Consider the following 13,529-nt stretch of genomic DNA (forward strand, 5'->3'; position numbering starts at 1 on the left):
GCCGGCGGTCGACCCTCCCCCGCCCGGCCGGCCGTCGCCGGCGATCGGGCAGTCCGGCGTTTCGACCGCCGACCGGCGGGTGAGCGGCCGTGAACCGCTCGATCTACCTCCTGAAGCGGATCGCGCTGGCGCTGCCCGTCATCCTGTTCGGTCTGACGGTGACGTTCCTCATCCTCTACCGGGGGCCGCTCGACCCGGCGAACGCCATCCTCGGACAGGACGCCGCGCCCTCGGACGTCCGGCGCCTCCGCGTCGCACTGGGCTATATCAACCCCGACGGCTCGCCGGTCCCACTGTGGCAGCAGTACTACGGCGTCATGTCGGACCTGCTGCTGTTCGACTTCGGCAACTCCTGGGCGGTCCAGCGGAACGTCTCGGTGGCCTCGATCATCGTCAGCCGGATGCCGGCGACGCTGTGGCTCGGCTTCTGGTCGGTGATGGTGGCGCTGGTGGTCGGCATCCCGACCGGGTTCTTCGCGGGGTTGCGCGCGAACAGCCTGAGCGACTACGTCGCCTCGGGCGGCGGTATCGTCTGGCGGGCGATGCCGAACTTCTGGCTGGCCGTCATCCTGGCCGGCAGCCTGACCGCCGGCGGCCTCATGTCGTGGTACCGGCATTTCCCCTGCGGTCCGAACGAGAACCCCTGCGCCTGGCGGACCGACGTGGTCACGACCCCGAGCGAGGTGTCGAACCTGTTCTCCACCATCGACCTGTTCACCGGGGTCCCAGTGCTGGAGATGCTGTTCATCCCCGTTCCGAACGGGTTCAACCTGCTCATCGCGTTCAAATGGATCCTGCCGGCGGCGCTGGTTCTCGGGTCGGCGTCGATGGGCAACGAGATCCGGATCGGTCGGACCGCGGTCCTGGAGAGCATCAACTCGAAGTACGTCGAAACCGCGAAGGCCAAAGGGCTCTCGCCCCGACGCATCATCGTCAAGCACGTGGGGCGGAACGCCGCCATCCCGCTGCTTCCGGTCATCATGGGCGAGTTCTACCTGCTGATCGGCGGCTCGGTTCTGGTCGAGAAGGTCTTCTCGATCAACGGCCTCGGGAACCTGTTCTTCCGGGCCATCATCGTTCCCGATATCCCTGTCGTGATGGCGCTGGTGTTCATCTTCGTCCTCATCAACGTCTTCGTCAACATCACGCAGGACCTCCTGTACACGGTGATCGACCCACGAGTAACGCTGGAGGACACTGGCTAACATGGCAAGCAGCACGAACACACAGAACGCGGAACCGCTACGGCGGGACGACTCGACGGTTCTCTCCCGCATCGCCGACAACCCGTGGCCGGCCGCCAGATGGGTCGCGGTGATGGGGGTGCTCGTACTCCTCGAACTGGGGGCGCTGCTGGGCGGGTTCCTCAACGTCGTCGAGGCGCTCCTGATCGCCGTGACCGGGCTGGCCGAGGTGACGGTCGGGCTGGTGTCGTCGTCGCTGGCTGCCGGCATCCTCGGGTTCCAGCAGTCGGCGGCATCGACCCTCTCCGGGCTCCGGGCCGACACCGAGGGCATCCCGACGCTGCTCAGTCGCGACGTCATCCCCAACCAGGGTTACCAGCCCGGCGGGACGGGCGCCTGGGAGGGACCGTTCCTCGGGCTGGAACCGGCGTACGCCTGGGCCCTCCGGCTGGTACTCGTGCTCGCGTACGCCCTCGTCCTCAGCTACTGGCTGTTCCGGGGCTGGCTCGTCTTCCGGGAGCATTACCGGCAGATGGAGTGGTCGCCTACCGACGACGTGGTCGACAAGCTCCGGACCCACCGCTGGGGACAGTTCGGTATCGTCATCCTCGTCCTGTTCCTGACGATGGGACTGTTCGGCCCGGCGATGGGGCCGACGACCGTCGAGCAGAACATCCTCTCGCCCTACACCGAGGACAGCCGCATCGAGTACTACAACGCCGAGAGCGGGTCGGTCGAGACCGTCTTCGCCGGCGAGGCGAACTTCAACGCGAAGTCCATCGGCTCACAGGACAGCAACGTCGGGCCGATGACGTACGACGACTACGGACGGTTCCACCCGTTCGGCACCCTGACGAACGGCCGCGACCTGTTCACCTTCATGATGGGTGGCGCCCGTATCTCGCTCATCGTCACCGGCATCGCCATCGGGCTGGGGACGCTCCTGGCCGGCGGACTGGCGATGGTCTCGGCGTTCTACAGGGGGAGTATCGACCTGGGCGTCCTGACGCTGGCCGACGGCATCGTCTCGGTGCCACGGTTACTGTTGCTAATCATGGTGAGCGCGGTGTTCGCCAACACCTGGCTGGGGAACATCTTGGACGGCGGATTCCTGTTGGCGGTGGTGTTCGGGTTGACGATCTGGCCGTTCCTCTGGCGGGCGGTGCGTGGACCCGCGCTCCAGGTCGCGCAGGAGGCCTGGGTCGACGCCGCCAAGAGCTTCGGCCAGCAGCCCTCGATCATCATGCGCAAGCATATGTTCCCCTACATCATGGGCTACCTGCTCATCTACGCCTCCATGTCCGCCGGCGGCATCATCATCAGCCTCTCCGCGCTGTCGTTCCTGGGCAACGGGCTCGGAATCAGCCCGCCGACCCCGGCGTGGGGCCGCGCGGTGTCGCTGGGACAGGGGCTCGTGTCCGGGCCGTCCTGGCACATCTCGTTCATCCCCGGGGCGATGATCGTGCTGCTGGTGACCGGGATGAACGCGTTCGGTGACGGCATCAGGGACGCGATCGACCCCGAGAGCGACACGGGTGAGGGCGGCGAGACCACCGCCGCCGGGGGTGGTGGCTGATGGCCTCACAATCACCGCCAGACGCCGATGCGGACCCGAGCGCCGACGGCGACATGGCGGCCAACGGCGAGGAGCCGCTGCTGTCGGTGTCGAACCTTCAGACCGTCTTCTACACCGACAAGGAGACCATCTACGCCGTCGACGGGATCGACTTCGACGTCAAACGCGGTGAGACGGTCGGTATCGTCGGGGAGTCCGGCTCGGGCAAGTCCGTCACCGCCCGCTCCATCATGGGGCTGATCGAATCCCCCGGGAAGATGCTCGAGGGCTCCTCCATCAGGTTCGATGGGCAGGAGCTGACCGAGTTCTCCGCGGAGGAGTACCAGGCGATCCGGGGCAGCGGCATCGGGATGGTGTCACAGGACCCCCAGCAGTCGCTCAACCCCGTCTACACCGTCGGCAACCAGATCATGGAGGCCCTCGAGGTGAACCGGGGGATGAGCGGCGAACCGGCCCGCCAGGAGGCTATCGACCTGCTGGAGGCGGTCGCCATCCCGGACGCGGCTCGCCGGCTCGACGAGTACCCCCACGAGTTCTCCGGCGGGATGCGCCAGCGGGCGGTCATCGCGATGATGCTGGCCTGCGACCCGGAGTTCCTGATCTGCGACGAGCCGACGACGGCACTCGACGTGACCATCCAGGCGCAGATCCTCGAACTGCTGCGCGACCTCCAGGCCGAGCACGGCCTCTCGATCATCTTCATCACCCACGACATGGGCGTCATCGCCGAGATCGCCGACCGCGTCAACGTGATGTACGCGGGCGAGATCGTCGAGCAGGCACCCGTCGAGGAGCTGTTCGCGGACCCGAAACACCCGTACACGCGGGGGTTGCTGGAGGCGATTCCCGGCCGGACGGAGCAGGGCGAGCAGCTCCGGACCATCGAGGGCGACGTGCCGACGCCGAACGCCCCGGCCGAGCACTGCCGGTTCGCGCCGCGGTGTCCGGTGGCGTTCGACGCCTGCGAGCGGATTCCGCCACAGCCGGTGACCGTCGAGGACGGGGACGAGCACACCGCGTCCTGCCTGCTGTATCCCGAGGGCGAGACCGAAGCGGAGCGGGCCGAACACCACCGCGCAGCCGCCGGCGAGCGACGACGCGGCCGCGCCGAGAGCGGGGGGGAGCCATGAGCAAGGTCACCGAACGAACCCAGACAGAGGGCGGCCGGGAGACGCTGGTCAGTGTCGAGAACCTGAAGAAGTACTACGGCGGCGAGGGGATGTTCGCCGACCCGCCGGTGAAGGCGGTCGACGACGTGAGCTTCGAGATCCGCCGCGGCGAGACCTTCGGGCTGGTCGGGGAGTCCGGCTCCGGCAAGAGCACGCTCGGTCGGACCCTGGTCCAGCTCGAGCGCGCCACCGAGGGCCGGGTGCTGTTCGACGGGCGCGACGTCACGACCCTCTCGGGTGACGAACTGAAGCAGTGGCGCCGGAACGCCCAGATGGTGTTCCAGGACCCCGAGTCCAGCCTCAACGACCGGATGACGATCGGCGAGATCATCATGGAGCCGCTCAGCGCCCACGGCTGGAAGACGAAACAGGACCGTCGCGAGCGGGCACTGGAGCTGCTGTCGGAGGTCGGGCTCCAGGAGGAGCACTACTACCGCTACCCCCACCAGTTCAGCGGCGGCCAGCGACAGCGCATCGGCATCGCCCGCGCGCTCGCGCTCGAACCGGAGTTCGTCGTGCTCGACGAGCCGGTCAGCGCCCTGGACGTCTCCGTCCAGGCGAAGATCATCACCCTGCTGGAGGACCTGCAGGCGGAGTTCGACCTCACCTACCTGTTCATCGCCCACGACCTCTCGGTCATCCGGCACATCTGCGACCGGGTCGCGGTGATGTACCTGGGGAAGATCATGGAGCTGGGCGAGACGGGGGAGCTGTTCGAGAGCCCGGCGAACCCGTACACGCAGTCGCTGCTATCGGCCATCCCGCGGCCGGACCCGACGGCCGACCGCCAGCGCATCACCCTGCCCGGCACGCCGCCGAGCCCGCGGGACCCGCCGGTCGGCTGTCAGTTCTCGACCCGGTGTCCGGCGAAGATCTATCCGGAGGAGTACGACGACCTGAGCGACGACGTGTGGGACGCCATCGAGCGGTTCCGCGAGGTCGTCCGCGAGCGGTCCCGGCAGGAGCTGGGACTGGTCGACCAGGCGCGGCTCCGGCTGGGCCTCTTCTCGAAGTACGACGACATCGACGAGGCCGTTGCGGACCTGTTCGGCGGCCTGGACGCGCCGGAGGCGGTGACCGACGCCATCGAGAGCGCCCGCGAGCAGGTAAAGGCCGGCAACCCCGACGCGGCCCGCGAGGCACTGTTCGACGAGTTCAACGGCATCTGTGACCGGGAGCGTCCGGTCCTCCAGGGGGTCTCCGACTCCGGGCAGCAGAGCTACTGCCACCGTCACGCCCCCGAGTACGAGCCCCCCGAGACGGTGCTCCAGCGACGCAGCGATGACGAGTGACCGGGCCCTCTGGGCCATCGACTTCGCCGCCTGGGTCGCTGCCGTTTCGGGGGTCGTCGCCGTCGCGGTCGGCGTCCCGACGCTGCTGGTCGGCGGACTCGCGCTCGTGAAACAGGCCCTGTTCGTCGTCGGCGTCCTCATGTTCGGCATCGGGAGCTTCGGCATCCAGCCCACACCCTCCTACAAGGAGGATAAGCGCGTGACGGTCGAGGGGGGTGGGGAGGCCGACTTCGAGGAGCGCATCCACGACACCCTCCCGGTCGAGGAGCGGCTCCCGTTCGACGACCGGGTGAGCCGGGACGTCAAGCTGTTCGTCACCAGCCTCGTCGTGCTCGGCGTCTCGCTGCTGCTGGAGCTGGGGCTCGGCGTGCCCGGGTGACGGTCGTAGTGGGGGCTCGGAGCGACGGGAGGGTCCTGCGTTCCTAACGATCTGCTCGGTGGGTTTTCGGACAGCGATACCGACAGCGACCTGCTGAAAACCCCCCGCCCGCTCAGTCCCACCCGGTTCGCCGTTCCCGGGTCGCGTCCGCACCGTGCCGGCTCGGTGTGTGCGCCCCGTGGGCCAGATGATCTCGGGCGGGAATGAACTGGCCGGCCGTTATCGGCGCGCAGCGCCGATTGCTCGGTGGACGGAGTCCACCGGTGCTCGACCCGGTGAGGCGACGCGAGCGACCGAGGAGCGCAGCGAGCCGCAACCCGTCGAGCGGCCAGGGGCTTCCGACCCGTTCCTCTCGACGAGGAGTTTCCCGGGCTATCCGGCAAACTCGTCCTCTATCCTACGTATGCCCCGTCGCGGGTGACACACCATTTATTCGCGCAGCCGTCGAACGCGGCGTATGGTCCGCCTGAACGCCGACGAATCGAACCCGGACGAGCTCGAACGCATCGCCCGCGGCGCCGACGCGGCCCGCGAGGGGTGGAAACGGACCCTCGAGGAGGCCCGGGCCATAGCCGACGCCCGCGAGGAGGAGGGGTACGAGACGCTGACCGTCTTCGCCGCCGACACCGCCCCGGTCGCACCCGAGGCCGGCGAGCGCGACTACTGGGGGCTGAGCTATCTCGTCGGCAGCAGCGACGCCGAGGAAGCCGCCGCGTTCCACGAGCGCACGGCGTTCGACGAGACGGCCGTCTACCAGAACCAGGGCCAGGGCGGTAACGTCTTCATCGCCACCGAGTGCATCGACCTCGAGGCCGGGGCCATCCTGCTCATCGTGGGGGCCTACCGGATGCGCCTGGCGCCCGACCTCGTCCGGACCGCGACCGAGGCGGGGCGGATGTTCAGCCACATCCGCCGGGGCGACGGGACGGTCGTCGCGAGCATCGAGCACGAGGACGCCGAGTCGTTCTTCCCGGACCCGGACGCGTTCTACGCCTACGAGGTCGCCGGCGAGCCGGCCGACACGCTGCCCGACCCGACGGGGGACGATGCGGCCCCGTCCGACCCCGAGTAGTCGAGTTACCGAGCCCGTTCGTTCTCGGATATGAACGTTCTCGGAAAGACCTTTCCCTTCGAGCCAAGAAGTCCGGATACGTCAGTTACGTCACCCGTTCGAGACCGGGAGCGGCAGGCGGTCACTGAACCGTGCCGGCAGCCGCCCCACCGGGTGACCGCCCCCAGGGACGATGCGCCGTCCGGCGTCGGCCCCGTCAGTTCCCGCTCGTCGCGTTGTAGGTGACGAGCGCCCGTGACGTGACCGTCACCGTCCCGCCCTCGAACGAGGTGGTGCCGCCACCACCGTCGCCGGCCGCGGCGGTGAAGGCACGGGGACCTTCGACGCGGTACGGCCGGACGCTGGTCTCGGCGGTCTCGACGCTGGCGACGCCGGTGATCGAGAGGGCCGTCCGGTTGGCGGCGGTCTCGGCCTGCTCGCGGCCGGCGGCGACGGCCTCGTCGAGCGCCTCGTTGCGGAGGTCACGCCGCGTCTCCTCGGTCAGCGTGTACTCGACACCGCCAACGCGGGTGGCCCCGTTCTCCAGGGCCGTCACGACGGTCGCGCCCGCTCGCGAGGTGTTCTCGAGCGTGACGGTGAAGGCGTGCTGACCGCGGTACTGTGGCTCCTCGGGTCGGCGCTCGGGGTCGTGCCGGTAGTTCTGCTGGATGCCGTACCGGGAGGTGACGACCTGTTCCGCGTCGATGCCGGCCTCGGTGAGCGCCTCGCGGAGTTGTGAGGCGTTCGCCGCGAGCCGGTCGCGGACCGTGGCGACGTCGTCGGAGCGGGCAACGACGGAGACACGGACGACGGCGCGGTCCGGCTCGGCCTCGGCGGTGCCGCTCGCAGTCACCCGGATGGTCCGGTCGGCGTCGCCGTCCGGCGCGGCGTCGGGGTTCCGGTTCGTCCCGTCGTCGGGGGAGGTCAGTCCGAGCGGGGCGCTACACCCGGCGGTTACGAGGAGCGCCGCCAGGGTCAGCGCGGCAGCGGTGCGTCGCATGCACCCGGGGCTGAGAGGGAGGACGGGAAGTGTCTCCCCGAATGTCAAACGGCCGTTTGACCGTGCATCGGGTGGGCCGACGGGTCGTCGGCCGGCGGGGGGAGTCGGCCGCGACGCTCGACGGTGACGTAGCGGACCTCGACGGCCACGTCGTGCCCGACGGCGGCGTCGATGCGGTCGTCGAGCGCCCGCACCAGTCCCGAGGTGTCCGTCCCGGGCGGGACGCCGACCGTGACTGTCACCGCGGTCGGGCGCTGGAGGACGAGGAACCGCTGCTCGTACGCGAGCGAGGTGTCGAGCCGCTCTGCGGCCTCGTAGTCGGCGACAAGCGTCCCATCGATGGCGGCCTCGACGGCGTCCTCGGTACGGACCTGCTGGTAGGAGTCGTAGGTGATGCCGCCGAGGAACACCGACAGGACGGCGATACCGACCACCAGGGCGCCGACGCGCTTGGCCGTCGCGAGGCGGGCCCCCCGCGCCCGGAAGAACCCCTCCGGCGCGTAACCAGCGTAGTAGAGCACCACGAGCGCCGCGAGTTCGATGGACAGCAGGTTGACCAGGGTGAGGACGCCGGCCGAGAGCGCGACCGACTCCAGCCCGAAGGCGATGCCGATGCCGACGGTGGCGGCGGGCGGGATGAGCGCGACGGCGATCATCACCCCGACCAGGGCGCTGGAGACGCCGGTGGTGAGCGAGACGGCGCCGGCGGTCCCGGCGCCGAGCGCGACCGCCAGCGAGAGGAAGTCCGGCGAGAGCCGCTCGCCGATCTCGTCGATCGTGCGCGGGTCCGCGACCTGGATCAGGTTGGTCGCCTCCACGAGGGTCGCGAACACGGCCGCGGCCAGCACGGACAGCACGATGCCGAGCACCTGGAAGGCCACGCCGCGCCGGAACAGGTCGGCATCGTCGATGACGGTCCCGACGGCGGCGGCCATCGAGGGGCCGATGAGCGGCGCGATGACCATCGACCCGACGACCGTCGCCGCCGAGTCCAGCAGCAGGCCCGCGGTCGCGACCACCGCGCTGACGACCGTCAGTGTGACGTACGTCGAGGGGGTGGAGGCGAGCTGGTCGGCCGTGCTCTTCAGCTCCTCGCGGGCGATGCGGTCCTCGCTGGGGGCCTCCTCGGCGAACCGATCTGCCAGGGCCTCGTACTGGCGTGAATCGATAGTCTGGGCCTCAGTCACGACCGTGATGGCGTCCTCGTCGACGCCCACGTCGCGGAGTCGCTCGAGGACGGGTTCGACGGCGCTCGTCGGCAACGGGAACGTCACCAGGTGGGTGTAGCGGTCGCCGGCCGCCTCCATGACGGTGTAGTCGACTCCCTCCTCGTCGAGGACGGCGACCACCGTGCCGTACGTCCCCGGCGGGAGCGAGGCGTGGACCAGTCGCACGGCCGGCCTTGTGGCGGGATTCGGGATAAGTGCTCGTGGTCCGTGGTCGGTGCTGTCCGGATACGGGCGGTTCCGTCGGACGGTTCGCGATCCGATGGTGGTCGCGTACCGAACGCGGAGAGTCGGTTCGGCGGAGCAGTACCGGTCCTATTCGGACTCGGTGAGCGTCTCGACAGGGGCCGGTCGGGTCGAGAGGTGGGTCTCCCCGAAGCCGGATCCGTAGTTGAGACCGTAGCCGAGCAGCCGATCGGCCCCGATGTGTCCGGTCCAGATGAGCGCGACCAGAACGGCGGTAGACACGTCCAGCCAGAGCCCTGCTGCGCCGAGCATCGCCGGACCCGTGTACGTGTGTGCGATGTTGTAGCCCCGGCTCCCGACCCGGGGCCCAGCCAGGTAGCCGACCATCGCGATATCCGGGGCCAACGCGAGGGCTGCCAGCAACCAGAGCGGCCCGTCCAGCAGGAAGTATCCCCAGAGTGTGAGTGCTAGTACGGCCAGCCCCTCGGTTCGGAGGAGCGTGCGCGGGTCGGTCCGTTGGACCCCCTGTCGCCTGCTCCCGGTAGTGTTCATACTGCTCATCTCGCGTATTCCTCCTGGTTACTCTGGCGCATCCGTCCTGAGGGTGCCGGATCGGTCACGGAGGAACACGCGGTAGGTGATCCCGCCGGTCAGGAGCGCGAACGCGGCCGTCCACAGTACCACCGAACCGGTGTTCACTGCCTCGCCAGTCGTCGGGAGCACGAGTGCGGTCATGACCGCACCGACGAGCACGCTCAGGAGGGTGACGAACCCGTTCAGACATCGCTGGAGTTGTGGGTCCATAGTTCGTATACGTTCGTTGAGATGATAACGGTACTGGGACACGTGAACGCACGACTCAGGGGTGTTCCCCATCGGGAGGCCCTGCTACCGTCAGTGGTATGATCCGGGCGACGTATCCGCCCCGCGCGGTTCGCCGATCGCGAGCCCCGAGGAGACGAGTGAGAGTATCGATGAGGGGATCGGATACCGGCTCAGGTGTCCGCGGAGGTCGAGGCGTCGACCGGCCGCGTCTTCGGTGTCACGGTCCACACCTGTGGGGCGCCGGCGAGCTGGAGATACAGCGAGTGCAACTGGAGAATCCAGCCGAAGGCGATCCACAGGTAGGCAATGGCGACGACCCCGACGATACGGCGTGGTGTCGCCGGTTCCGGGGTCACCGGATCGCGGAAGACCGCGTACGCGAGCGACACGGCGCGTTCGGGGACGAGAAAGAGGGTAAGTGCGACAACCACGGGCAGCGATAGGCCGAGCGAGACGCCGAGGGCGAGGGTCGGGAGCGCAAGTGCCGGGAAGATCACGTACACCGGCGCACTCAACGCGAGGAACAGCACCCACGACAGTCCGAGGGTCCGCCGTGGCCCGAGATGCCGCCACGAGCGGAGGACATCGCCGAGGTTGCGGCCGGCGACTTGCGCCCAACCGCGGGCCCACCGCTCGCGTTGCCCGAACAGCGACGTCCACGTCCCCGGGATCAGCTCGCGCGCCACCGTCTCCCGAACGTACGTGATCTCCCAGTCGGTCTCGAGATACAGTCGGACCGTCAGGTCGATGTCCTCGGTGAGCGTGTCGGTCGAGAGGCCACTGACGTCCGGGAGGACCTCCCGGCGAAGCACCGCCGCCGATCCCGCGAAGTGGGCCGCCCCGAGGACGTCGGCGTCGAAGGGATGGTCGAGCCACGTGCTGTGCTGGCGTTCCGCGCTGATGAACCGGGACAGTCGTGAGGCGTCGGTACCGGTGGGCACCTTCCGCCCCTGGACGATCCCGATTCCGGTTGCGCCGTCAGGATGCGCAGGGCGCGGGTAACGAACGCCGGGCCGACCGTCTCGTCGGCGTCGAGAACTAAGGCGTACGGCGTCTCGACGTGGTCTCACACCGCATTCAGGTCGGCAGCCTTCGAGCCGCCGGTCGCCTCGACGACCCGAACGCGATCCGGGTAGTCGTCCCGAACCGCGTGCATCAGCGCCTGGGTGCCGTCGGTCGAGCGGGCCGCCGGCACCAAGAGGAACGGGAGCGGGGTGAGCGCCGTGACGTTCTCCCGGAGCGACGCCGAGAGCGCGTTGACCTCGTCCATCGCCGTGACAACCACGGTGACCTCCGCGTCCTCGAGGGATACGGGGACGGTCTGCGTATCGTCGCGGCCCCGACGCCATCCGTGGACGAGTGTTCCGTAGTTCAGCGCCACACCGAGGACGAGGAAGCTCACGAACGCACCGAAGACCGGCGGGAGCAGCCACGGTGCCGCGACGAAGACGCCGAGCAGGAACCCGTTCACGATGACGAACAGGGTCAGCACGTGCTGGGCCACGGTCATGACGGGGCCATCAAGCCACCGAAGCACGGGCGGAGCCCGCCGGGGGACACCGAGCATCGAGAGCCCGGTGATCGCCGCCATACCGGTCACTGTCGCAAGGAGACGCCTCTCGGGCGATCGGAGCGTCAGCGTCCCTGTCGGTGTGCTCAGGGCCATCGCGATCGCGCCGAGGATGCCGACGACGACCGCACCGAGGAGCAGGGCCTCCCAGCGCCGGCGATCCGTCTCGGCTCGGGGAGGAACCGTCTGCGAGGAGAGCGTTCGCGCCCAGAACGCGTTGAGCAGCAGCGACGCGAACCCACTCGCGTACAGTACCAGCCCTGCGCGCGGCACGGTCGGCCCCCACGAAACGGTGAGCAGGGATGCCGCGAATATCGACCCATGACTCAACCCCAACGTCACGGCGCGAGCACGGAGGTTGCGCCTGGCTGTACGGACGTCGGTAGTGAGCAGGAGTGCTTGGAACGCGGTGGCGAGCACGACCAGCCGGACCGCGAGCGGGATCGGGGTCGCCCACGACGGGACGTCGGTGGCGACCGCGACGCCGACAACGAAGGTCAGCCCACCGGCGATAACGACGATGAGATGGAGTGTCTCCGCCGTCCCACCCGCCGGAGCCGTCCTGATCTCCGTTGACAGCGAGCAGAGCGCGAGGGCGCCACCGCCAACGGCGAGCAGCGCATAACCCCCGGGTCGGGTGCTCGGACCCAGCCCGACGCCGATCATCCCCAGGAGCGCGACAGCGAGCGACAGGGCCCAGACGGTGGAGTACAGACGCTCGGTAGACACGATGCGGTCTGGCTGGGATTCGAACCGGCTACTTACGGGAATCGACTGCTCCTGATGGGCCGATCGGTCGCAACTGCGTTCTGGCTCGCATAGTTATCACTTCCATTATGTTTCGAGTGCTAATAAACCATATCCACGCCCGTGCGACGGCTTGTCCCGGTAGCGGGCTGACCGAGACCGCCGCTGGGAGCGTCGTGTCGCAGCTTGGCACGCTCGTCACGGCGGACCGAACCCGTGGACGTGATTCGAACGGGTGAGCGGACAGCTCGAATTCGCGTTCCGGACGCCGGTTGATGCCGCCACGGGATGCCCGCCCCGTCTGCAGCACAGCCACGACGACCCATCAGCCGTCGGAGATTCCAGCGGGGAAGCGTATCCGAACCTCCGGAGCAGCCCCGCGACGAACCCACTCGTCCCGAGCACCCCGCGCCGCCCGAAACGCCTTCCCCGGTCGACCGCGAGGAGGGCGTATGCGCATCGCGGTCCCCAACAAGGGGCGACTCCACGAGCCGACGCTTGCCCTGCTGGAACGCGCCGGGCTGCACGTCGAGGACGGTAGCGACCGGAAGCTGTACGCGGACACGGTCGACCCGGACGTGCAGGTGCTGTTCGCCCGGGCGGCGGACATCCCCGCCTACGTGGCCGACGGGGCCGCCGCGGTCGGCGTGACCGGGCTGGACCAGGTCCGCGAGCACGGGGCCGACCTGCCGGAGCTGCTGGACCTCGAGTTCGGCCGCTGCCGGCTCGTCCTCGCGGCCCCCGAGGACGGCCCCGTCGCGTCGACGGCGGACCTCGACGGCGGCACGGTGGCCACGGAGTTCCCCCGGGTCACGCGGACGTTCTTCCGCGGGACCGCGGTCGACCCGGAGATCGTCGAGGTGTCCGGCGCGACCGAACTCACCCCACACGTCGACATGGCCGACGCCATCGTCGACATCACCTCCACGGGGACGACCCTGCGGATGAACCGGCTCGCCGAGATCGAGGAGGTGCTGGCCTCCTCGGCGCGGCTGTTCGCCGACCCGGACCGGGTCGGGGACGGGAAGGTCCAGCAGCTCCGGACGGCTCTCGGGAGCGTGCTGGCGGCGGAGGGCAAACGCTACCTGATGATGAACGTCCCGGGCGACCGGCTCTCCGAGGTCGAGTCGGTCATCCCGGGGATGGGCGGCCCGACGGTGATGGAGGTCGACAACGGGGCCGACGACGGGGACGCCGTCGCGGTCCACGTCGTCGTCGACGAGCGGGAGGTGTTCGAGACCATCACCCGCCTGAAGGAGGCCGGGGCGAGCGATATCCTCGTGACGGAGATCGAGCGCCTCGTGGAGTAGCCACGTGGTCGCGT

General features: G+C 69.1%; 13 protein-coding genes. 7 read left to right on the top strand and 6 right to left on the bottom strand.

Annotated features, from left to right (window positions below; genetic code table 11):
* Positions 1–89: 89 nt before the first annotated feature.
* The 6 genes from DP107_RS02190 (at position 90) to DP107_RS02215 (ending at position 6,672) form a co-directional block, all read left to right on the top strand.
* Positions 90–1,205: an ABC transporter permease gene (locus DP107_RS02190; protein WP_144260493.1), complete on the top strand. Its 1,116-nt coding sequence runs from the start codon at positions 90–92 to the stop codon at positions 1,203–1,205.
* Between the two features lies 1 nt (position 1,206).
* A complete protein-coding gene (locus tag DP107_RS02195; RefSeq protein WP_202877309.1) occupies positions 1,207–2,760 on the top strand; it encodes an ABC transporter permease in 1,554 nt (517 codons plus the stop codon).
* Positions 2,760–3,890, top strand: a complete 1,131-nt coding sequence (locus DP107_RS02200; RefSeq protein WP_394348514.1) for an ABC transporter ATP-binding protein — start codon at positions 2,760–2,762, stop codon at positions 3,888–3,890. The genes DP107_RS02195 and DP107_RS02200 overlap by 1 nt, the downstream gene beginning before the upstream one ends.
* The gene (locus tag DP107_RS02205; protein ID WP_144260494.1) at positions 3,887–5,221 is read left to right on the top strand and encodes an ABC transporter ATP-binding protein; all 1,335 of its coding nucleotides are present in this window, start codon (positions 3,887–3,889) and stop codon (positions 5,219–5,221) included. Before DP107_RS02200 ends, DP107_RS02205 begins: the two co-directional genes overlap by 4 nt.
* Positions 5,211–5,600 (top strand): DUF7555 family protein, encoded by a 390-nt coding sequence (locus tag DP107_RS02210; protein ID WP_144260495.1) that lies wholly within the window; start codon positions 5,211–5,213, stop codon positions 5,598–5,600. The genes DP107_RS02205 and DP107_RS02210 overlap by 11 nt, the downstream gene beginning before the upstream one ends.
* 457 nt (positions 5,601–6,057) lie before the next feature.
* A complete protein-coding gene (locus DP107_RS02215) occupies positions 6,058–6,672 on the top strand; it encodes a DUF7529 family protein (protein ID WP_144260496.1) in 615 nt (204 codons plus the stop codon).
* 196 nt (positions 6,673–6,868) lie between these two features.
* Here DP107_RS02215 and DP107_RS02220 read toward each other — a convergent pair whose 3' ends face one another.
* The 6 genes from DP107_RS02220 to DP107_RS02245 all read right to left on the bottom strand — a co-directional run bounded on the left by DP107_RS02220 (position 6,869) and on the right by DP107_RS02245 (position 12,187).
* Positions 6,869–7,651, bottom strand: coding sequence for an SIMPL domain-containing protein (locus DP107_RS02220; protein ID WP_144260497.1), 783 nt, complete (start codon positions 7,649–7,651; stop codon positions 6,869–6,871).
* 44 nt (positions 7,652–7,695) lie between these two features.
* On the bottom strand, positions 7,696–9,045 hold the full coding sequence (locus tag DP107_RS02225) for a TIGR00341 family protein (RefSeq protein WP_238330737.1): 1,350 nt from the start codon (positions 9,043–9,045) through the stop codon (positions 7,696–7,698).
* 147 nt (positions 9,046–9,192) lie between these two features.
* Entirely contained in the window at positions 9,193–9,624 is a 432-nt protein-coding gene (locus DP107_RS02230) for a DUF4260 domain-containing protein (protein ID WP_238330738.1), read from the bottom strand.
* A gap of 18 nt (positions 9,625–9,642) precedes the next feature.
* Positions 9,643–9,867, bottom strand: a complete 225-nt coding sequence (locus DP107_RS02235) for an NAD(P)(+) transhydrogenase (Re/Si-specific) subunit beta (RefSeq protein ID WP_144260498.1) — start codon at positions 9,865–9,867, stop codon at positions 9,643–9,645.
* A gap of 191 nt (positions 9,868–10,058) precedes the next feature.
* Entirely contained in the window at positions 10,059–10,958 is a 900-nt protein-coding gene (locus tag DP107_RS02240) for a glycosyltransferase family 2 protein (protein ID WP_144260499.1), read from the bottom strand.
* Positions 10,955–12,187: a hypothetical protein gene (locus DP107_RS02245; protein ID WP_144260500.1), complete on the bottom strand. Its 1,233-nt coding sequence runs from the start codon at positions 12,185–12,187 to the stop codon at positions 10,955–10,957. The genes DP107_RS02240 and DP107_RS02245 overlap by 4 nt, the downstream gene beginning before the upstream one ends.
* A 470-nt stretch (positions 12,188–12,657) precedes the next feature.
* On the opposite strand from DP107_RS02245, the gene hisG reads away from it, so the two are divergent.
* Positions 12,658–13,515, top strand: a complete 858-nt coding sequence (gene hisG / locus DP107_RS02250) for an ATP phosphoribosyltransferase (RefSeq protein ID WP_144260501.1) — start codon at positions 12,658–12,660, stop codon at positions 13,513–13,515.
* Positions 13,516–13,529: the final 14 nt, after the last annotated feature.

This window comes from Haloglomus irregulare, assembly GCF_007421925.1.
Lineage (GTDB): Archaea > Halobacteriota > Halobacteria > Halobacteriales > Haloarculaceae > Haloglomus > Haloglomus irregulare.

Coding starts and splice junctions, on each gene's coding strand:
- DP107_RS02235 (WP_144260498.1), bottom strand. CDS start 9,867: ATGGACCCACAACTCCAGCGATGTCTGAACGGGTTCGTCACCCTCCTG.
- DP107_RS02230 (WP_238330738.1), bottom strand. CDS start 9,624: ATGAGCAGTATGAACACTACCGGGAGCAGGCGACAGGGGGTCCAACGG.
- DP107_RS02210 (WP_144260495.1), top strand. CDS start 5,211: ATGACGAGTGACCGGGCCCTCTGGGCCATCGACTTCGCCGCCTGGGTC.
- hisG (WP_144260501.1), top strand. CDS start 12,658: ATGCGCATCGCGGTCCCCAACAAGGGGCGACTCCACGAGCCGACGCTT.
- DP107_RS02200 (WP_394348514.1), top strand. CDS start 2,760: ATGGCCTCACAATCACCGCCAGACGCCGATGCGGACCCGAGCGCCGAC.
- DP107_RS02220 (WP_144260497.1), bottom strand. CDS start 7,651: ATGCGACGCACCGCTGCCGCGCTGACCCTGGCGGCGCTCCTCGTAACC.
- DP107_RS02205 (WP_144260494.1), top strand. CDS start 3,887: ATGAGCAAGGTCACCGAACGAACCCAGACAGAGGGCGGCCGGGAGACG.
- DP107_RS02215 (WP_144260496.1), top strand. CDS start 6,058: ATGGTCCGCCTGAACGCCGACGAATCGAACCCGGACGAGCTCGAACGC.
- DP107_RS02195 (WP_202877309.1), top strand. CDS start 1,207: ATGGCAAGCAGCACGAACACACAGAACGCGGAACCGCTACGGCGGGAC.